Source organism: Pedobacter sp. L105, assembly GCF_009765875.1.
Lineage (GTDB): Bacteria > Bacteroidota > Bacteroidia > Sphingobacteriales > Sphingobacteriaceae > Pedobacter.
The window spans coordinates 139,501-159,730 of record NZ_LMUP01000002.1; the positions used below are offsets into that span (position 1 = coordinate 139,501).

Consider the following 20,230-nt stretch of genomic DNA (forward strand, 5'->3'; position numbering starts at 1 on the left):
TAATTAAATCTATTGTTATGTCTAAATACAATTCACACCACACAAAGGCTCACAAAAACACACCATCAGTGAACGAACTAACTTATGCGTATTCCAGGATTTCAAAAAATGTCAGTACTGGTTCACAAAAAAACAACTTAAAGCATCAATGGATCGTAAGATCAGATGACGAAGTTAAACAAAGCCGGGTTTCTGCTTATCAATACCTGGTTCCATAATGTTTGACAGCGCGTATAATTTTAATTGTGTAGGTTATACCCGTTCAGCAAAAAACGAACTCATTTTAGGTATTCGGCATTATTCTTTTAGCACTCCTAAACACAGGTACTTAGTAGAAGTAGAACAATACATCAGTCATATTTATGTGGTTCAGTATTATCCTGCAAAGCATAAAAAACACCAAAAAAAATATATGCTTTTAACTCACGAGTTCAAGTGTATGCCAATTATCGGAACATGCATCAAAATAATGTTAAACATTTTAGAAAAGGACAAGCTAGCCACCTTCAGTTTTATTGGAGCTAATACTTATGATCCTGTCTCGGATACTGAAGAAGAAATTGATCGAAATCAGCGCTGGAAAGTATACAAATATGCAATGGAAGCAAGGATGGGCACGGAAATCTTCACACATGCAATGGTTCCTGGTTTGAGCAAATATGTGATGATTAATAAGCAACAGGATATCAATTTTATGTTATATGAAATTGACCGGATATTTAATTTAGTGTATGAAAAGGAATTGTATTTAAATTTCTAAGCTGAGCAGTGTAATCATACTTCAGCTCTTTCCCTTAAAGAAAGAGCTGAAGTATGATAAATATCCGCAAAACGTAAAGCCCTCTCATTGTTATCTGAGGTATCATCACTTGCTCCGCTTGAGCCTGTAAGTTCTGTAGTCTGCCAGTAATTCTGATATTTTTTAAGCAGGGAACTGTAGCCAAACACGAGCTTAAAACTTTTAAAAGGTAAAGTGTAAAAAACTGACCCGGGATAATCCCAGGATAAAGTGGCGTACATGCGCGGATCAAAGTCGCCCGTAGTTGTTTTTTCTTTTTGGAACTCGTTAAAGAGTTTATCTGTAGGGCTGATCTCAAACCACCCACCCACTTCAGAAGGCGCAAACTCCTGTGCTGTGGTTACGCCCAATGCTTCTCCTGCATTTTCGCCCGACCAGGGATTTGTTCCTCCAACATCTGCCAGCTGTATTTCAAACACCGATTCAGCATTATTCTCTGTCGTGGTCAGGAAATTATCGCCATATGCAGGCATCAGATGATAAATGAAGGGAGCAGTAGTTAACTGTTGCAAAGTAGCAGTTGCATTTGCCCAATCCTTGGTATATACATAAGACTTTCCCAGGTAACCCAATGCAGATCCTTTGGTAGCACGACCAACCCATTGTGAAGCATAACTAAGCGGCAGATCTGCTGCTGCCTCAGTAAAATCCTGTATCACCTGCTTCCAAACCGTAGCCTCAGGAGATTTTACAGCATAATAATCCTGTGTGGTTACAGGCACTTTTAGCCTTAAAGGTACATCGCCGAAATTCACTACCAGATTGAAATAATTCAGCCCTCTTAAAAACTTAGCTTCTGCAATGTATGCCTTCTGCTGGTCGGCCGTTAAAGTAGTTACTTTAGCAATATTTTCAAGAATCTGGTTAGCCCTGAAGATGCCACGATAAGAGATATTCCAGAAATCATTTACCGGTCCGTCATCCGGTGTATTCGTAAATGTAGCGAGTTTGTACAGATCGGCCACATCGTTCCTGATCACAAAATCATCTCCCCTGCCATTAGCGATCTCCGTTCCCCTCACTCCCCAATATCCTCCGTTTACATCTCTTAATAAGCCGTAAGTAGCAGCCAGGGAAGAAAGCACATCATTCTCCGTTTTCCAATAGGTAGCTGAAGTGATCTGATTTGGATTCTGCAATTCGAGCGTACTTTTCTTGCATCCCTCAACTGATAAAACAACGAGCAAAAGTATATATATCTTTTTCATTAGAATATAATTGTTTTTAAAGGTTATGAAGCTGTCATCAGCATGTTCATTACAGTTTGTAAAAAGTATGCCGATGACGGATTCATCTGAATGTTATTGTCTTTTAATGGTTATGAAGCTTACATATGCTTTTATTCACTTCTGCAGGTGAGCGGTAAGCTCATGTAGGTTTCATTAGATTATTTTGTTTTAATCGTTAAAAAGTCACCTGCAAACCAATGGAAATAGTTTTGGCCAGCGGATAACTCACTTCTCCAAAATCTACCCCGCGATCGAAAATACTTCCCGACCTGCCGATATCTGGGTTATAACCTGTATAGTCGGTAACGGTGAATAAGTTATCTGCGCTGACGTAGGCACGTAAAGCAGACACCCCAATTTTTTTACATACTTTTTCCTGCAGCTTATAACCCAGCTGTAAAGTTTTTAGCCGGAGGTAAGAACCGCTTTCTAAAAAGCGGGTGGAAGTCCTGTCGTTGAAATTAGGATCATTGATCACTGCACGGGGGAAATCAGTGTGGTTGGCTGGTGTCCATGCATTTAATGTAGTAGCCGCATAATTAAACTCCAGACTCATACTTTCCAGGTCCTGGCGGTTACCATTATAGATCTTGTTTCCCTGCGTTCCCTGGAAAAATGCGCTGATATCAAAATTAAAAATAGAAGCATTAAATCCCCCTCCATACTCAAACTTGGGGAACGGACTGCCACTGTAAACTTTATCCTGGTCGTTGATCTGCCCATCACCATTGGCATCCAGGAATTTAATATCCCCCGGAGACGCATTAGGCTGAATAAGCACCCCGTTTTTCTTATACGCATTGATCTCTGCCTGTGAATTGAAAATACCTATCGCTTTGATGAGATAAAATGCACTGATTGGGCCTCCCTCTTCTGTCACAGTAGTGGTAGCACCATGATGGGTAGGCTGCCCGCCATAAATTTGCTGGGAACCCGAACCTAGTTGCAACACTTTATTCTTTATCGAACTCAGCGTACCGAACACACTGTAAGACAACTTACCTATTTTATTGCTGTAGTTCAATCCCAACTCAACACCTTTATTTTGCAGCTTTCCAGCATTCACTACCGGATCTGAAACGGCGCCGGCAGATCCGGGGATCGGCACATTCAATAAAACATCATTGGTTTTTTTGATAAAATAATCGGCGGTAACGCCCAGCTTATTGTTAAAAAACCCGATATCCATTCCCCAGTTCAGCGTTTGCGTATTCTCCCATTTGATGAACGGGGAAGCATAGGCTGTCTGGATAGCACCGTACCATTTCTGCTGCGTTGTACCCGATACATAATTGACGTTGGAAGCTATAGACGCACTGTATTGATAATCACCTATTTCCTGGTTCCCCAGCACACCATAGCTAGCCCTTAGTTTTAGCGAACTGATGGTATTTAGCAACGGTTCGAAAAATTTCTCATTAGAAATATTCCATCCTAAAGCTACCGATGGAAAATCACCGTATCTGTTGCTGGAAGCAAAACGTGAAGAACCATCTCTTCTGAAACTCGCCGTAAGCAGGTACTTATCATCATAGGAATAGATGGCCCGACCCAAAAAGGAAACCAGGTCACTCTCTGTGCTGTTGCCAGTATTGGTAGAAATACCTGCGCCGGCATCGATGGCCTGTATGCCATCCGGCAGATCTGTTCTGGCGGCCGACAAGTAATTGTAACTATTCCGCTGAAAAGTATAACCTGCCAATGCCTGTATACTGCTCTTACCTATCTTTTTATCATAATTCAATGTATTTTCTAACAACAGCAATGTATTCTGATCTTTATAGATCGAGATGTCATTAGTTGGGTGCGAAAACAAAGTTCCTACTGCATATCTCCGGTCGTAATCATTTCCGGTATTTTCTACCTGGGTATATCCCACATTTAATCTGTATTTCAATCCCGGAAGAATGATATACTCGCCATAGGCATTCAGCAGCGCACTGGTAGTGATCTTATCAATGCTTTCCAGATAAAGCATGGCTATAGGATTTGGTATGTTCACTACCGGTCCGTAGGCACCTCCAAACCCACCCACTGCTGCCGGGTCATTGATCTGGAAAACCGGGATCATTTTAGTGGAAGAGCCGACTGCGTTTCCACCTTGCCCGCCCCATCCACTGGGCATTGTAACCGTCTTTTCCCTGCTTAACAGGATCGTTTCCCCAAATTTGAATTTGCCTTTGGTAGTTTCTGAACGCGCCCTAAGATTGTAGCGGTTATAACCTGTTACCTTAACAATTCCATCCTGATCGGTATAACCACCAGAAACACTGTATTTGGTGCTTTCACTGCCGCCACTGATGGATAAATCATATTGCTGTACAGCCGCAGTTCTGAAGATTGCATCCTGCCAGTTCGTACCAGCACCCAGTGATGCAGGATTCGCAGCAATATCAAGTGTAGGTAATCCTGCAGCTGTGTGTGCGGCATTACTTACCGTAGCCCATTGTTCTGCATTGAGTACATCCAATTTTTTAGCCACATGCTGAACACCGCCATTTACATTGAGCTGAACAACGGGAGCACCCGACTTCCCAGATTTAGTAGTCACGATGACCACTCCGTTAGCCGCCCGCGAACCATAGATTGCCGCTGCTGAGGCATCTTTTAATACATCTATAGATTCTATATCCCCTGAAGAGAGGTTATTGATACCGGCAACCTGCACCCCATCTACAATGTAAAGCGGGGCAGCATTGCCTAAAGTACCTACACCTCTGATCAGTATCCTTGTACCTGATCCGGGATCCCCGCCAGCAGACTCGATGGTTACCCCAGGCATCTTTCCCTGTAAGGAACGTGTAATGTCACTTACACCCTGTGATTTGATATCACCACCTTTAATACCAGCAACAGCACCGGTAAGGTCTTTCTTTTGCACTGTTCCATAACCGATAACCACCAATTCATTTAAGTTATTTTGCTGTGAAACCAGCTTTATATTAATGACAGTCACGGAAGCACTTATCTCCTGATCCTCATAGCCTACTGCTTTAAAAATCAACTGTGCCCCAAAACTAACATTTAGGGTAAACTTTCCATTCTGATCTGTAGAAGTGCCCCCTTTACCATTTTTCACCACTACATTTGCTCCCGGAATGGGCAAGCCGTCGTCTTTCCCGGTTACGGTACCGCTAACGTTATGGTTTTGCTGGGAGAAGAGGGTCTGGCTGGTAAATAAAAGAAGGAATAAGGCGGAAAATCTCCACCAGTAAGAGGTAGTAATTTTTTGCATAGTGATGGGTTTAATTTGGTCAAGCTAATTTATAAGTAAACCCATTTAGCTAAAATGGATCAATATCAATAAAAGATGGATTATTCGATCATTTTTGTTTTATCAATAATTTATTTCCAATAAATTCATATTTAAGTGGAAATAAATTGTTATATTGAACATTCAGTAGATTAATTGCGCTCAACCTTATACTACGATGAACGATACGCTCATGTCTTTAGATTATAAAAAAATCAAAGAAGGATTCGCAGGTCAGGAGATGGTAATACTTCCGCCAAGTATCAGAAAAACCATTATCAGGAATGAACTGATAAAAAGGCTGTATGTGACAGCGATAGGTTATTATCCACATGCCCGTTTTCATTACAGGACAAGGAAATCGGGATGCAATCAATATATCCTGCTGTATTGTACAAAAGGCCGGGGAACGGTTCTTGTCCGGGATAAAGAGATTACGCTGAGCCCGAATACTTTTTTTATTCTCCCTAAGCAGGAACCTCACCACTACAAAAGTTCTGCTGCTGATCCATGGAGTATTTATTGGGCGCATTTTATGGGTGATCATGCAGATCTGCTCTATAAACGCTATCTGGAAAATGACGGAGGAAATGAAGCGCATATCCCCTACCTCGAAAAACGCATTCAGCTATTTAATGAAATCCTATCCATCATGGACCGTAGTTTCCAAATGCAGGAAATGGAGATTGCCAATATCAAATTTTTTGAATTGCTGAGCTCAATGATCTACCCCAAAGAGATTCATTCTCCAATACAGGAAGGCGATTTGATCAGCAGTTCCATCCAATTTATGAAAGAAAACTTGAACTGCATGTATTCTGTAGAGGAGCTTGCCAGTAAGCAGCACAGCTCAGTCTCTCATTATTCCAGGCTGTTCCACAAAAAAATTGGCAGTTCCCCGATTCGCTATTTTAACCAGCTCAAAATACATCAATCGTGTTTGTACCTGTATTTAACAGACAAAACGATTAAGGAGATCTGCAAAGAACTGGGATTTAACGATCCTTATTATTTTTCCAGGCTATTTAAAAAACTCATGGGTATTTCGCCGGCAAAGTATAAAATGAAATATAAGAATAGCTGAAATTAGCTACCAGAGATGATTACAAATCTTTCTATAATTGATTAATCACTACATTTACATCTTAATTTCTATACCACCATGATCAGATTAAATAATGATACCCCTACTGATATTTTACAGAATGTAAAAGAAGGGGATATGGTAACCGATACTTTTAGTAAAACCGGATTAGTAGAAACTATTGAATCTAATGATGATGGATTTAACAGGATCTATACTTTTCATTTGGTAACCGGCAGAACAATTACGGTTAAAAAGTAAGTTTAAAACCACTAAAAACTTCATTCCCCCCCCTTTTATAAAACGGAGAGAAACTGGCAGAATAACGATTCTAAATCTACCAGACATTCACCCTTGTTTAGCATGGGTTTAACCTGAGTTTGGGACGGCATTGTAACGATTTTCCGACGGATATGGAACGGGAAAAAGTCGTTCCGGACCCGTTCCAAACCCGTTCCAAACCCGTTCCGTACCCGTCCCAAACTCAGGCCAAACCCAGGTCAAAGTTCCGTTAAATTTTGTTAAAGGCAGACCTGTCTCATACCTTGTTTCGTCCGTCTATCGCTATACACTATTGATTGGTCATCCCGGGATTGGTTATCCCCCCATAAGCTTCAAAAAAAACAAACATATTTTAGGATTAATTTCACAACAATAATTTATCCTTACGGATTTAGCTTTACAATGCAACAAAGCAGTACAGATTAAACTTCACGTTGTAAATATTTTTCTCCTTTACTTTGTATTTATTTAAAATTGACATTATATTTATCTTAACATTACCCTATTCATTTTAAATATAATTTTAAAAGATATGGAAGACCCTTTTGATCAACATGACTATTCAAGAGTAATTATGTCTAATCAGGAAGCTGAACAGTATTGCGGTGCATATTGGAGAAAACCTACAACTGAAGAATTGGATGAACTGGCTTTTTTTTTCGCAACAGATCTTGTAAATACAGAAATGAGGATGAAAGGTGAAGAACCAGATAGTATTGAATATTTGATTGAATTGAATAAAGAAAAAGAAAAGACCAATGATGAACTGCAGGCACTCACTATGGTTCTTGATCTCCCAAAACTGGATACCCAGGTCTTTTATACCTACAGTTTGATGTTTAGTGCTACCCAGAAAACAAATTGCCTGTCTTTTGAAGAAGGGATGTGTAAAGTGCTTAAAAGGGAAGGAAAACTTAAATCGATCAACAATCAAGACGACGTTTTGTTTGATTTCTAGTCCCGGATGTAAAATATTGAATAACCTATATACGGCACAAAATACAGATCAATTCAGCCTGGAAGCTTAACAGATTGTGCTCAAAATAATAAAGATAAGCCTTTCTTATATCCAAATCACCTTTACAAAGTGATATCCGGGCCTATTTTCAAATGACACCTATTTATTGCTAATTCTAATCGGCTTACACAGTGAAAATTTGCATTTTTAGCTTACCTTTGCGCCATAAAATAAAACCATGATTTATTTCTTCTCCAACGAAGTCAATACTGTTTTTGCTGTACAGTTAGAAAGAACACTTACCTCCTCTGATATTTCAAAATTAAGCTGGCTTTTTGGTGGTGCCCAGCTCAAACATGAGACTGTCTTAACGGCTTTCTACACAGGCCCCCGGGCTACGATGATCACTCCATGGAGTACCAATGCGGTAGAGATCACCCAGAATATGGATATCCATGGTATTATCAGGATTGAAGAATTCACGCCAGTGAGTGCTGATTTTAACGGTTTTGACCCGATGCTGTTTCAGAAATACAAAAAACTGGATCAGCACCTGTATACCATTAGCCTGCAGCCGGAATCTATCCTCGAGATCGATGATATTGCTGCTTATAATAAACAGGAAGGCCTTTCGCTCAGCGAAGAAGAAGTAAATTATTTAAATAAATTATCAGAGAAACTGGACCGTAAATTAACGGATTCGGAAGTATTTGGTTTTTCACAGGTTAATTCAGAACACTGTCGCCATAAGATCTTCAATGGGACATTTGTAATTGATGGTGAAGAACAACCCGTATCCTTATTCAAACTGATCCGCAAAACTTCGGAAGCTAATCCTAACGGCATTGTTTCTGCTTATAAAGATAACGTAGCCTTTGTAAAAGGCCCCATCGTACAACAGTTTGCACCTAAACGTGCCGATGTACCTGAATTTTATGAAATAAAAGATTTCGAATCCGTGATTTCGCTGAAAGCGGAAACACATAATTTCCCTACTACGGTAGAGCCCTTTAACGGCGCTGCTACAGGATCGGGAGGGGAAATCAGGGATAGGCTTGCTGGCGGACAGGGCTCACTGCCCCTGGCTGGTACAGCTGTATATATGACTTCTTTTTCCCGCCTGAATGAAGATCGTCCATGGGAAAAAGCAATGGAAGAAAGAAACTGGTTATACCAGACACCGATGGATATCCTGATCAAAGCTTCTAACGGAGCATCTGATTTTGGAAATAAATTCGGACAGCCACTGATCACAGGTTCCCTGCTTACTTTTGAACACGAAGAAGATGCGAGAAAGCTGGGTTATGATAAAGTGATCATGCAGGCCGGCGGTATAGGTTATGGCAAGGCCGATCAGGCAAAGAAAGAAAAACCGCAGCTCAATGATAAAATTGTTGTGCTGGGCGGAGAAAATTATAGAATCGGAATGGGCGGTGCTGCTGTTTCTTCGGCAGATACCGGTGCAATGGGTTCAGGTATCGAACTGAATGCTATTCAGCGCTCTAATCCTGAAATGCAGAAAAGAGTTGCCAATGCCGTTCGCGGTATGGTAGAAAGCGATCACAATACCATAGTATCTATTCATGATCACGGTGCAGGCGGTCACCTGAACTGTTTATCAGAACTGGTGGAAGAAACAGGCGGAAAGATCGATCTGGATAAATTGCCGGTTGGCGATCCTACCCTTTCAGCCAAAGAAATTATAGGTAATGAATCTCAGGAACGTATGGGACTGGTAATTGGCCAGGAGCATATCGAAACCTTACAGAAAATTGCCGACCGTGAAAGGGCACCGATGTACACTGTAGGCGAGGTAACCGAAGATCATCGTTTTACATTTGAATCTGCTACTACTGGCGCTAAACCTATGGACCTGAAAATGGACGATATGTTTGGCAGCTCACCAAAGGTAATCATGCAGGATAAAACGGTAAACAGAAAATATTCACCGGTAACGTATGATACCACAAAAATTAACACCTATTTAGAGCAACTGCTTCAACTGGAAGCTGTGGCCAGTAAAGATTGGTTAACCAATAAGGTCGACCGTTGTGTGGGTGGTAAAGTAGCCAAACAGCAATGTGCCGGCCCACTGCAATTGCCTTTAAACAATTGTGGGGTTATGGCTCTGGATTATCAGGGAAAAGATGGTATCGCTACCTCTATTGGTCATGCGCCGCTTTCGGCCTTAATTGATCCTGCAGCAGGAAGCCGCAATGCGATTGCTGAATCTCTATCCAACATTATATGGGCACCTTTAAAAGATGGATTGAAAAGCGTTTCGCTTTCTGCCAACTGGATGTGGGCCTGCAAAAATGAAGGTGAAGATGCCCGTTTATATGCGGCGGTAAAAGCTTGTTCTGAATTTGCCATTGAATTGGGAATCAACATCCCTACAGGGAAAGATTCACTGTCCATGAAACAGAAATACAAAAACGAAGAGGTGATCTCTCCGGGTACGGTTATTATTTCTGCTGGTGGCCATTGTGATGATATTACTGCGGTGATTGAACCTGTTCTAAAGAAAAATGGTGGTTCAATTTATTACATTAACTTATCGGGAGATCAGTATAAATTAGGAGGCTCTTCTTTTGCACAGATCCTGAATAAAATTGGTGATGAAACACCTGATGTGCTTGATGCAGCTCAATTTGCAAATACCTTTAATACCCTTCAGCAATTAATTAAAGAAGGAAAAATACAGGCTGGTCATGATATAGGCAGCGGAGGTTTGATCACTACCCTGCTTGAACTTTGTTTTGCCGATCGTAACCTGGGCGCAACAATAGACCTTTCTTCACTTGGTGAACAGGACATCATTGCAAAACTTTTTGCAGAGAACATTGGTATCGTATTCCAGGCTGACGCTGCTGCAGAAGCTGTCTTAAAAGCTAATGGCGTAACGTATCATCAAATCGGAACGGTATCTTCTACAGCAGAATTAACGGTTAAAGATGCAACAGGAAACTGGAGCTTTGCTATCGATCATCTTCGTGATGTCTGGTTCAAAACCTCATACCTGCTAGACCAGAAACAAAGTGGTGCGGTCAAAGCGAAAGAACGTTATGACAATTACAAAAATCATGTACTGGAATATAAGTTCCCGCTAACTTTCGACGGAAAAAAACCAGTGGTTGACCCATCTAAACCACGGCCTAAAGCAGCAGTGATCCGTGAAAAAGGAAGTAACTCCGAAAGAGAGCTGGCTAACGCGATGTACCTTGCTGGTTTTGATGTGAAAGATGTACACATGACTGATTTGATCTCTGGCAGGGAAACACTGGAAGATATCCAGTTTATCGGTGCCGTTGGCGGATTCTCCAACTCTGATGTATTAGGTTCTGCTAAAGGATGGGCTGGTGCCTTCCTTTACAATGAAAAAGCCAAAATCGCATTGGAAAACTTCTTTAAACGTGAAGATACCTTGTCTATAGGGATCTGTAACGGATGCCAGTTATTTGTAGAATTAGGATTGATCAATCCTGATCATGAAGAAAAACCTAAGATGCTGCATAACGATAGTAAAAAACACGAAAGTGGTTTTACTTCTTTAACCATACAGGAAAACAATTCAGTGATGCTTTCCACTTTAGCAGGAAGTACGCTGGGTGTTTGGATTTCGCATGGCGAAGGTAAATTCCAGTTGCCTTATGCAGAAGATCAGTATGATATCGTAGCAAAATATGCTTATGAAAGTTATCCTGCTAATCCAAATGGATCTGATTACAATACAGCAATGATGTGTGATACTAGCGGAAGACACCTGGTGATCATGCCCCATATTGAGCGTTCAGTTTTCCAGTGGAACTGGGCTAATTATCCTGAAGGCCGTAAGGATGAAGTAACCCCATGGATGGAAGCTTTTGTGAATGCCAGAAAATGGCTGGAAGCTTAGATCTTCAGAAGATATAGCCTCAACGGCAAATTATACAAAAGGGCATTGATGTGAATCAGATGCCCTTTTTCTTTGATATAAAATAAGATCTCTTGAGCTATTGATATCTATACATATAGATACATTAAACCATTGACGGAGCAACTCCAAATTGCTTTTTAAAGGCAAAGGAAAAATGTGAAAAGTCTTCGAAGCCCAGTTCCAGATAGATATCAGAGGCCGTTTGTCTTTTTTCTTTGATCATATAATAAGCTTCCTGCAATCTTTTTTGCAGCAGCCAGCGGCTCGGTGTTAGCTTAAATATCTTTTCAAAATCACGTTTAAAAGTTGAAAGGCTTCTTCCCGTTAAATAAGCGAATCTTGGCAATTCTATGTTAAAGTGATAGTTTTTGTTCATAAAACCCTCCAGGTCAATTTTACCAGGTTCAGAGAAATCAAACAAAATATCTTTGAGCTCCGGGTTAAACTGCAATAGAATTAAAATCGCTTCTTTCTGCTTCACCGCCAGTAGTTCTTCTGCACCTGTCTGACTAAAAACATGCTCATAGTTTTTCAGGGATTCCATATAGTTGGCCAGAATACCTTCAGTGGCCAATTTTTTGAAGGGTAGCGAATTTACGTGTGCTGCCGACAGATAACCGTATTCCAGGCTAAAATTACGCAGGGTTTTCTGCTCAAAGAAAATAGAAATAGACCTGAATTCACCACCCTCAGGAGGATATTTGGTAAATTTAGCGAGCTTGTTCCTTCGGCAAAAATAAAGCTCGCCTTTGTTAAAAGTTGCTGTATTAGGGCCATCACTCATCACCATAGTTCCTGAAACTATGTATCCCAAAGCATGCTCAGGAACCAATTGTTCTCCTGCCCTGCTCTTCGAATAATAGCAGGAATATTGAACAGGAAGTTTTCTGGTATCTGTTTTCATTAGAAAATATTTGTTCTTAATGGTGATGAAGCTATCATAAGCTTATTCATTACTGTTTTTAATTGGTAAGCTTATGATGGCTTCATTTTTTATACTGATGTAAGTTAACAAAAATTAATTTTTACTCTTTTGTTAAATACTATTCTACCACAAATATAGCGGGGCTGATGATTAAATAATAATCGCTTTTGGTTCCAGATAAGCTTCTAAACCATAAACACCATATTCTCTCCCAATACCAGATTGTTTAAACCCACCGAAAGGTGCAAAAGGATCGTGATTTAAACCATTAATCACTACCCTGCCGGCATTAATCTTTGATGCCACACGTTTCGCCCTTTCCACATCTGCTGAGCTTACATAAGCCTGTAAACCATATGATGTATCATTGGCAATAGCAATCGCTTCTTCTTCTGTCTGATAGGTGATAATGGAAAGCACAGGACCAAATATCTCCTCCCTGGCTATTCTCATATCATTTGTTACCCCGGTAAAAACTGTTGGTTTCACAAAATTTCCTGCTTCAAGCCCTTCAGGATGTCCTTCCCCGCCAACCAGCAGTTCGGCTCCTTCTTCTACTCCCAGTTTAATGTATTGTTGTACGCGGTCATATTGTTTTTTACTAACCAATGGTCCTAAAGCTGTTGCCGCTTCTGCAGGATCACCCACTTTAAATTGAGGAACGATTGCTTTTACCAATGCCTTTACTTCTTCTAACCGGTTTTCCGGTACCAGCAGTCGTGTGCCTGCAATACAAGCCTGACCAGTATTACCGAAAGCCGCTATAATGGCCTGCGGTATAGCCTGGTTAAAATCGGCATCATCCAAAAGAATGTTGGGAGACTTTCCGCCCAATTCCAGTGTAACGCGTTTCATCGTGTCTACAGCACCGCGGGCAATCATTTTTCCCACTACCGTAGAGCCCGTGAAGGAAATTTTAGCGATGTCAGGATGACTGGTTATTTCTGCCCCTACTACTTCGCCAAGGCCATTGACGATATTAAATACACCAGCAGGCAGCCCCGCCTCATGTAAACATTCTGTAATGATCTGCGTTTGCATCGCACTCATTTCACTGGGTTTGATCACTGCAGTACAGCCAGCCGAAATAGCCGTTGCCAGTTTACCGCAAATAAAAGTATAACTTGCATTCCAGGGGGTAATAATACCGGCTACACCCAATGGTTCCAGAATAACTGTAGAGCTGCCGACCTTTCTAACAAACTCAAATGTTTTTAAGGTTTCTATCGCGTTCGAAAAGGACTTGGCGGCATAGTCTGTAATCAGGCCGGCAAATTGCTGTGGTGCACCATATTCCAGTGTCATTACCGCTGTAAGCTCATCGCTTCTTTTAACCACGGCATCATATAAACGCTGTAAATAGCCAATCCGTTCTTCTACTGTTGTTATAGAAAAAGCTGGAAAAGCAGCCTTCGCACTTGCGATGGCTTTTCGGGTATCTTCCTCATCACCAAGGGTAACCTGTCCAATCAGTTCATTGGTTGTTGGGTTAATCAGGTCAAAGATTTCTGTACCATGAGGAGTAATAAATTCTCCGTTCACGTAGATTTTATCAATTATTTTCATATCAGTTATTTTTAAATTTCAGCTTTAAATGATGTCAACAAAATTGTGCAATACGGGTCGTATTCATTTTGTTAAAAAGTTCAATCTTCTTTGTTAAAACGTTCAGCCTATCGGTCGGCACGACACATTAGAAATGTCACAATGCTATAACAGTGGCCTTTCATTCTAAGAATCTTAAATCAATAAAGCATTCTTTCTGTTATTCAGAAAAACAATTACCATGAAAGCAGTTACAATTCACCAATATGGCAGCGCAGATGAACTCATCTATGAAGATGCGCAGCAACCAGAGTTAAAACCTAATGATGTACTGGTTAAAATATATGCAACAAGTATCAACCCGATCGACTGGAAAGTTCGCGGAGGAGGTTATCCAGGTTCAGACCAAAGACAATTCCCTTTGATCTTAGGCTGGGACGTTTCCGGAGTGATAGAAAAATTAGGTACAGAAGTTACAGGATTTATGATCGGCGACGAGGTATTTGGTAGGCCCGATACGAAAAGACAGGGAACCTATGCAGAATATGTTGCTGTTAATTTCCAGGAGATAGCCCGCAAGCCAAAATCAATAGATCATACCCATACAGCGGCAGTGCCCCTGGCCGGTCTAACTGCATGGCAGGGTATTTTTGACCATGGAAAGCTGGAAGCAGGACAAAAAATATTGATCCATGCTGCTGCAGGCGGGGTAGGTACCTATGCCGTTCAATTGGCCAAATGGAAAGGCGCTTATGTGATCGGCACCGCCTCTGAAAGCAATACCGCGTTTTTAATGGAGCTGGGTGCAGATGAAGTAATCGATTATAAAAATGAAGACTTTTCCAAAAAGCTGAAAGATATTGATGTTGTATTTGATTTGATTGGCGGAGAGGTACAAACAAAATCGCTGGATGTATTAAAAACCGGAGGCATCCTGGTAAGTACAGTTGGTATAAAAGATGAAGAAGCCGTTAAAGCAAAGGGAATGATTGGCGTTAAATACATGGCCGAATCACGTCCTGAAAATTTAAAACAGCTGGCAGATCTAATAGATGAAGGTAAACTGAGACCTGTTATTGCTGAAGTATTACCTTTGGAGCAGGCGAAGGAAGCCCATAAAAAAAGTGAAAAAGGACATACAAAAGGCAAGATCGTTTTGCAGGTAGTGAATGACAAATAAGAAAAAACAGGATTTCACTGGTTTTGTAAGGGTACGCGGTGCCCGTGAGCATAACCTCAAAAATGTAGATCTCGATATCCCACGTGATGCGCTGGTAGTTTTTACCGGCGTATCAGGGTCGGGTAAATCGTCATTGGCCTTTGGCACCTTATATGCCGAAGCGCAGCGCCGCTACCTGGAGTCAGTTTCTCCTTATGCAAGGAGGCTTTTTAACCAGATGGCGATACCGGAAGTAGATGAAATTGAAGGACTGCCCCCGGCTATTGCTTTACAGCAGCAACGTGGTTCGGGGACTACCCGTTCTTCTGTGGGCAGTGTAACCACCCTGTCTAATCTGTTAAGAATGCTGTATTCCAGAGCAGGAGATTACCCCGCCGGGCAACCTATTATTTATGCAGAATCTTTTTCCCCCAATACGCCCGAAGGCGCCTGTACTGAATGTCATGGATTGGGAAGGGTATATGAAATAACGGAAAAATCAATGGTTCCGGATGATTCTTTAACCATTCGCGAGCGCGCGATAGCAGCCTGGCCCACGGCATGGCAGGGACAAAATCTGCGGGAAATACTGATGATGCTGGGTTATGATGTTGACATCCCCTGGCGCGACCTGCCAAAAAAAGAGCGCGACTGGATCCTGTTTACAGATGAACAGCCCAGCGTTCCGGTGTACTCTGGTTTGAGTGCCCAGCAAATGAAGCAGGCATTAAAGAATAAAATGGAACCCAGTTATATGGGTACATTTACAGGTGCAAAACGATATGTCCAGCAAACTTTTGCCAATACGCAGAGCCAGCTGATGAAAAAAAGGGTATCTAAATATATGCTCAGCAGTGAATGCCCGCTATGTCATGGCAAGCGGTTACGCAGGGAATCGCTATCTGTAAAATTTGCAGGTTTAGATATTGCTGATATTTCAAGACTTACCTTATCCAGGCTGAATGCTATTTTCAGCAGTTATGCAGCTGCTAAAACAACCCAACCTACCCAAGCGGAAAAAGATCATCCCGAAAAAACCATCGTAGCAAAACGTATTGCCGAAGATCTGATCGCCAGGCTCCATGTAATGCTGGACTTGGGATTGGGTTACCTGACACTAGAAAGAAGTACGCCTACCCTGTCGCCAGGTGAACTGCAGCGGTTAAGACTGGCCACACAAGTACGTTCCAACCTTTTTGGTGTGGTATATGTACTGGATGAACCTTCGGCGGGTTTACATCCGGCAGATACCGAGGCCTTATTAAGGGCGCTGGACAGGTTAAAGGCTGCCGGAAATTCTCTTTTTGTAGTGGAACATGAGGTAGATGTAATTCGTCATGCCGACTGGATTGTAGATGTAGGGCCTGCCGCTGGTGAAATGGGAGGACATGTTTTATACAGCGGACCTCCTGAAGGCCTTCATGCAGTACAGGCGTCAGTAACCAGACATTATATTGAGCAAAAAGAGATTCATCAGCACCGGCCGATAAGGTCTCCAAAAGGATGGCTTCGCCTGGAAGGTATTACCAGAAATAACTTACGGCAGCTCGATGCCTCTTTTCCTTTAGGTGTATTCACCAGTGTAACCGGTGTCTCTGGATCAGGAAAAAGCAGTCTGGTAAGCCAGGTATTGGTAGAACTGGTCGCCGATCAGCTGGGCCAGGAAATAGAATCTACCGAAGAAGAAACAGAATCACTGGAAACGGCCAAAGTAATTACCGAAGGCGGAAAGATCGTCTCTGGAATGGAAGCCGTTAAACGTTTGGTTCGCGTAGATCAGAAACCCATAGGAAGAACTCCCCGCTCTAACCTCGCCACCTATACCGGCCTGTTTGATCATATCAGGAAACTTTTTGCAGCAACGGAGCTGGCAAAAAAACATCATTTTGATGCAGGGCGTTTTTCGTTTAACGTAGCCAAAGGAAGATGTCCGCATTGTGAAGGTGAAGGTTTTGTAATGGTGGAGCTGCTGTTTTTACCCAGCGTTTATGCACCATGTCCCACCTGTAAAGGCACACGTTATAACCCAAAGACATTGGAAATAAAGTACAGGGGCAGCAATATTGCTGAAGTGCTCGGAATGACAGTAGATACAGCTTGTGAGTTTTTTGCTAATGAAACCCAGGTATTTCGTGCGCTGGATGTGGTAAAACAAGTGGGATTAGGCTACCTGAGACTGGGACAACCAGCAACAGAACTGTCAGGCGGCGAAGCACAGCGGATTAAACTGGCCACAGAACTGCAGCGGACACAGCATGGCAATACATTGTATATCCTCGATGAACCGACAACGGGACTGCATCCCGCTGATGTAGAAAAATTAATGGTGCAGCTGGATAAACTGGTGGAACAGGGAAACACGGTTATTGTTGTGGAACATGATATGCACGTTATTGCGGCGAGCGATTGGGTGATTGACATTGGCCCCGATGCAGGTGAAGGCGGAGGAAAGATCGTTGCTTCAGGTCCCCCGGCAGAAGTAGCCAAAGTTAATGAAAGCCGTACTGCGCCCTACCTGAAAAAACACTTGAAAAAGATATAACGTTTATATGATACCTTCGAAAAAATGGATTCACTAAACATCACCAACTTACTTTATTTACTGAAGTGCATAGCCGGACTTATCCTCTGTTATGTGCTTTATAAAGCATTTCCACAGTATCCGTTTTACTGGTCGCTGGTATCGGTAGTGATCACCATGGCGCCAGACAGCAGTAATAAACTGGCATATGACAGAATAACCGCCAATACGCTGGGCTGTGCCGTAGCACTTGCTCTTTACCCTATTCATATTTCCCCTTTAATCATGTTATGTGCAGGTGTTGCACTGATTATCATTATCGGTACATTACTTCAACTCAATACAGCCTTACGCAGTGCCATGGCAGCGTTGATCATTGTGATCCTCAATGAACAGGAACACCGAAACTGGATAGTGGCTTTGCAGCGTGTGGGATGCGTGATTGCCGGCTGCCTGATTGCCTTAGGCGTTGCGCTGGTTTTTAATACGGTCATGCATTTACGCCATAAACGCGTTTACGGAACCGACCATCCGGATGCGCCGGCAGTTAAACCATAACCTCGTTTGCCCAGTTATTACACCGCCACCATTCAAAACTCCAGGTTGTGTCAATTGACCAGATTCATAAAACACTTTAGCTTATAAAACCCTTGTAACAAGACTACCCTATGAAATTAAAAATACAAAATTATGAGTAAGCAAGATAATATAAGTGCGCAAACCAAATTTGGCGAAGCAGTAAACACCGGTAAACTTGATCAGATGCACGACCTCGTTTCCCCGCATTGTATAGAACATGATCCGGCACCAGGACAGGCTGCAGGACCTGAAGGATATATACAGTTTTTCAACATGATGAGAACCGCCTTTCCTGATTTCAAATTAGAGGTTGAACACTTAGTAGCTGATGAAGAATGTGTTGCCTTTGCTTATACCGCTACAGGCACACATCAGGGCGACTTTATGGGTATACCCGCAACAAACCGTGCGATAAAAGCACGAGGATTGCAGATCAGCAGATTTGAAGAGGGGAAAATGGTAGAACGCTGGGGAAGCTCTGATGAACTTGGGATACTAAAACAGATAGGTGCATCCTTAAAATAAGTTTAAAAGATAAAGCCAGTCGTAATGACTGGCTTTATCTTTTAAACGTTATGCTGTCACCTTTAGAATTTCCATGATTTGAATTACACGGTGAAGCCGAATGCCTGTCTCCCGGTGCAAAAAAAACAATATCTTTAAAGCAGATATTTAAATGCAGGTCATGGGTAAGGCTAAACAAAATAAGGTTGTTAAATTTTTTAAAAAACTAGGGCCGGGCTTGATTACCGGTGCCAGTGATGATGACCCTTCAGGCATTGCCACTTATTCACAGGCAGGTGCACAATTTGGCCTGTCTACCTTATGGACAGCGCTGCTCACCTATCCTTTAATGGCTGCCATTCAGGGCATGTGTGCAAGAATTGGCCTGGTAACGGGCAAAGGACTTACTGTTACGCTGAAAGAGCATTATTCCAAACCATTGCTCTATCTGATGTTGTTCTTTAGCTTTCCGGCTATCACCTTAAACATCGGCGCAGATATCCAGGGAATGGGTGCAGTTTCTTATATGATCTGTCCGAAGGTTCCAGTTTCCATTTTTTGTATCCTGATTACTGGAATCCTGATGTACATTATTGTAACGTTTCCTTACCAGAAGATTGCTATGATCTTAAAATGGCTTTGTATTTCCCTGTTGTTATATGTTATTGTCCCATTTATGGTTAAACAGGACTGGCTGATGATTGCAAGAAATACATTCTTTCCCGCCATTAAGTTAAATAAAGATTTTCTGTCTATACTGGTTGCTATTTTAGGTACAACGATATCTCCTTACCTTTTCTTTTGGCAAACTACCATGGAAGCCGAAGATCAGGAGCATAAACATAAACGGATCATGGTAGATAAGAGAGCTTTGAGCGATATGAAAACGGACGTAAACTCAGGCATGTTATTTTCTAACCTGGTGATGTTTTTCATGATCCTCACTGCGGGTAGTGTACTGTTTCCGGCAGGTATTCACCAGATCGATACGGTAGACCAGGCTGCAAAAGCTTTAGAACCACTGGCAGGAAAACTCACCTATTATATCTTTGCCATTGGGGTATTGAGTACAGGCATGCTGGCTATTCCTGTACTGGCCGGATCACAATCCTACATGCTGGCAGAAACATTTGGCTGGTCGGCGGGACTGGACAAAAAATTCGGAGAAGCCAAACCTTTTTATATCTCCATTATCTTTTCTTTAATGGTAGGTCTTTCGCTTGATTTCAGCGGCGTAAGTCCTATCAAAGCGTTATTGTATACGGCTATTGCCTATGGCTTAACAGCACCTGTGATGATTGCCGTGATCATGCATATTGGCAACAATAAAAAGATCATGAAAAAACACACCAACTCTAAACTATCTAATTTTTTGGGTGGTTTAACTTTGTTGCTCATGACCACTGCCGCTGTGGCAATGATCTACTTTCTCTTTTAATAAAAAAACAGCCACACCATTAAAGATGTGGCTGCAAG

At 41.9% G+C, this 20,230-nt stretch carries 15 protein-coding genes; 11 read left to right on the forward strand and 4 right to left on the reverse strand.

Annotated features, from left to right (window positions below):
- Positions 1-17: 17 nt before the first annotated feature.
- Together GSQ84_RS01810 and GSQ84_RS01815 are read left to right on the forward strand one after the other, a co-directional pair.
- The gene (locus GSQ84_RS01810; RefSeq protein ID WP_158795544.1) at positions 18-218 is read left to right on the forward strand and encodes a hypothetical protein; all 201 of its coding nucleotides are present in this window, start codon (positions 18-20) and stop codon (positions 216-218) included.
- A 251-nt stretch (positions 219-469) separates the two neighbouring features.
- A complete protein-coding gene (locus tag GSQ84_RS01815) occupies positions 470-760 on the forward strand; it encodes a hypothetical protein (RefSeq protein ID WP_158795545.1) in 291 nt (96 codons plus the stop codon).
- A 14-nt stretch (positions 761-774) separates the two neighbouring features.
- Here GSQ84_RS01815 and GSQ84_RS01820 read toward each other — a convergent pair whose 3' ends face one another.
- Together GSQ84_RS01820 and GSQ84_RS01825 are read right to left on the reverse strand one after the other, a co-directional pair.
- On the reverse strand, positions 775-2,007 hold the full coding sequence (locus GSQ84_RS01820) for a RagB/SusD family nutrient uptake outer membrane protein (RefSeq protein ID WP_158795546.1): 1,233 nt from the start codon (positions 2,005-2,007) through the stop codon (positions 775-777).
- Positions 2,008-2,203: 196 nt separating this feature from the next.
- Entirely contained in the window at positions 2,204-5,263 is a 3,060-nt protein-coding gene (locus tag GSQ84_RS01825) for a TonB-dependent receptor (protein WP_158795547.1), read from the reverse strand.
- A 196-nt stretch (positions 5,264-5,459) separates the two neighbouring features.
- On the opposite strand from GSQ84_RS01825, the gene GSQ84_RS01830 reads away from it, so the two are divergent.
- From GSQ84_RS01830 to purL, 4 genes are all read left to right on the forward strand, one after another.
- The gene (locus tag GSQ84_RS01830; protein ID WP_158795548.1) at positions 5,460-6,365 is read left to right on the forward strand and encodes an AraC family transcriptional regulator; all 906 of its coding nucleotides are present in this window, start codon (positions 5,460-5,462) and stop codon (positions 6,363-6,365) included.
- Between the two features lie 78 nt (positions 6,366-6,443).
- Positions 6,444-6,626, forward strand: a complete 183-nt coding sequence (locus tag GSQ84_RS01835; protein WP_158795549.1) for a hypothetical protein — start codon at positions 6,444-6,446, stop codon at positions 6,624-6,626.
- A 553-nt stretch (positions 6,627-7,179) separates the two neighbouring features.
- Positions 7,180-7,605: a hypothetical protein gene (locus GSQ84_RS01840; protein ID WP_158795550.1), complete on the forward strand. Its 426-nt coding sequence runs from the start codon at positions 7,180-7,182 to the stop codon at positions 7,603-7,605.
- 238 nt (positions 7,606-7,843) lie between these two features.
- The gene (purL, locus tag GSQ84_RS01845; RefSeq protein WP_158795551.1) at positions 7,844-11,500 is read left to right on the forward strand and encodes a phosphoribosylformylglycinamidine synthase; all 3,657 of its coding nucleotides are present in this window, start codon (positions 7,844-7,846) and stop codon (positions 11,498-11,500) included.
- 124 nt (positions 11,501-11,624) lie between these two features.
- Here purL and GSQ84_RS01850 read toward each other — a convergent pair whose 3' ends face one another.
- Both GSQ84_RS01850 and GSQ84_RS01855 read right to left on the reverse strand, forming a co-directional pair.
- Positions 11,625-12,425 (reverse strand): AraC family transcriptional regulator, encoded by an 801-nt coding sequence (locus GSQ84_RS01850; RefSeq protein WP_158795552.1) that lies wholly within the window; start codon positions 12,423-12,425, stop codon positions 11,625-11,627.
- 171 nt (positions 12,426-12,596) lie between these two features.
- Positions 12,597-14,012 carry an aldehyde dehydrogenase family protein gene (locus tag GSQ84_RS01855; RefSeq protein ID WP_158795553.1) on the reverse strand — a complete coding sequence of 472 codons (1,416 nt, stop codon included), beginning with the start codon at positions 14,010-14,012 and terminating at the stop codon, positions 12,597-12,599.
- 220 nt (positions 14,013-14,232) lie between these two features.
- Here GSQ84_RS01855 and GSQ84_RS01860 point away from each other — a divergent pair, with 220 nt between their 5' ends.
- The 5 genes from GSQ84_RS01860 to GSQ84_RS01880 all read left to right on the forward strand — a co-directional run bounded on the left by GSQ84_RS01860 (position 14,233) and on the right by GSQ84_RS01880 (position 20,192).
- Entirely contained in the window at positions 14,233-15,171 is a 939-nt protein-coding gene (locus GSQ84_RS01860; RefSeq protein ID WP_158795554.1) for an NADP-dependent oxidoreductase, read from the forward strand.
- Positions 15,161-17,692: an excinuclease ABC subunit UvrA gene (uvrA, locus tag GSQ84_RS01865; protein ID WP_158795555.1), complete on the forward strand. Its 2,532-nt coding sequence runs from the start codon at positions 15,161-15,163 to the stop codon at positions 17,690-17,692. Before GSQ84_RS01860 ends, uvrA begins: the two co-directional genes overlap by 11 nt.
- 24 nt (positions 17,693-17,716) lie before the next feature.
- Positions 17,717-18,229 carry an FUSC family protein gene (locus GSQ84_RS01870; protein WP_158795556.1) on the forward strand — a complete coding sequence of 171 codons (513 nt, stop codon included), beginning with the start codon at positions 17,717-17,719 and terminating at the stop codon, positions 18,227-18,229.
- A gap of 132 nt (positions 18,230-18,361) precedes the next feature.
- Positions 18,362-18,775: an ester cyclase gene (locus GSQ84_RS01875; protein WP_158795557.1), complete on the forward strand. Its 414-nt coding sequence runs from the start codon at positions 18,362-18,364 to the stop codon at positions 18,773-18,775.
- Between the two features lie 160 nt (positions 18,776-18,935).
- Positions 18,936-20,192 (forward strand): NRAMP family divalent metal transporter, encoded by a 1,257-nt coding sequence (locus tag GSQ84_RS01880; protein ID WP_158795558.1) that lies wholly within the window; start codon positions 18,936-18,938, stop codon positions 20,190-20,192.
- Positions 20,193-20,230: the final 38 nt, after the last annotated feature.

Coding starts and splice junctions, on each gene's coding strand:
- GSQ84_RS01810 (WP_158795544.1), top strand. CDS start 18: ATGTCTAAATACAATTCACACCACACAAAGGCTCACAAAAACACACCA.
- GSQ84_RS01815 (WP_158795545.1), top strand. CDS start 470: ATGTTAAACATTTTAGAAAAGGACAAGCTAGCCACCTTCAGTTTTATT.
- GSQ84_RS01820 (WP_158795546.1), bottom strand. CDS start 2,007: ATGAAAAAGATATATATACTTTTGCTCGTTGTTTTATCAGTTGAGGGA.
- GSQ84_RS01825 (WP_158795547.1), bottom strand. CDS start 5,263: ATGCAAAAAATTACTACCTCTTACTGGTGGAGATTTTCCGCCTTATTC.
- GSQ84_RS01830 (WP_158795548.1), top strand. CDS start 5,460: ATGAACGATACGCTCATGTCTTTAGATTATAAAAAAATCAAAGAAGGA.
- GSQ84_RS01835 (WP_158795549.1), top strand. CDS start 6,444: ATGATCAGATTAAATAATGATACCCCTACTGATATTTTACAGAATGTA.
- GSQ84_RS01840 (WP_158795550.1), top strand. CDS start 7,180: ATGGAAGACCCTTTTGATCAACATGACTATTCAAGAGTAATTATGTCT.
- purL (WP_158795551.1), top strand. CDS start 7,844: ATGATTTATTTCTTCTCCAACGAAGTCAATACTGTTTTTGCTGTACAG.
- GSQ84_RS01850 (WP_158795552.1), bottom strand. CDS start 12,425: ATGAAAACAGATACCAGAAAACTTCCTGTTCAATATTCCTGCTATTAT.
- GSQ84_RS01855 (WP_158795553.1), bottom strand. CDS start 14,012: ATGAAAATAATTGATAAAATCTACGTGAACGGAGAATTTATTACTCCT.
- GSQ84_RS01860 (WP_158795554.1), top strand. CDS start 14,233: ATGAAAGCAGTTACAATTCACCAATATGGCAGCGCAGATGAACTCATC.
- uvrA (WP_158795555.1), top strand. CDS start 15,161: ATGACAAATAAGAAAAAACAGGATTTCACTGGTTTTGTAAGGGTACGC.
- GSQ84_RS01870 (WP_158795556.1), top strand. CDS start 17,717: ATGGATTCACTAAACATCACCAACTTACTTTATTTACTGAAGTGCATA.
- GSQ84_RS01875 (WP_158795557.1), top strand. CDS start 18,362: ATGAGTAAGCAAGATAATATAAGTGCGCAAACCAAATTTGGCGAAGCA.
- GSQ84_RS01880 (WP_158795558.1), top strand. CDS start 18,936: ATGGGTAAGGCTAAACAAAATAAGGTTGTTAAATTTTTTAAAAAACTA.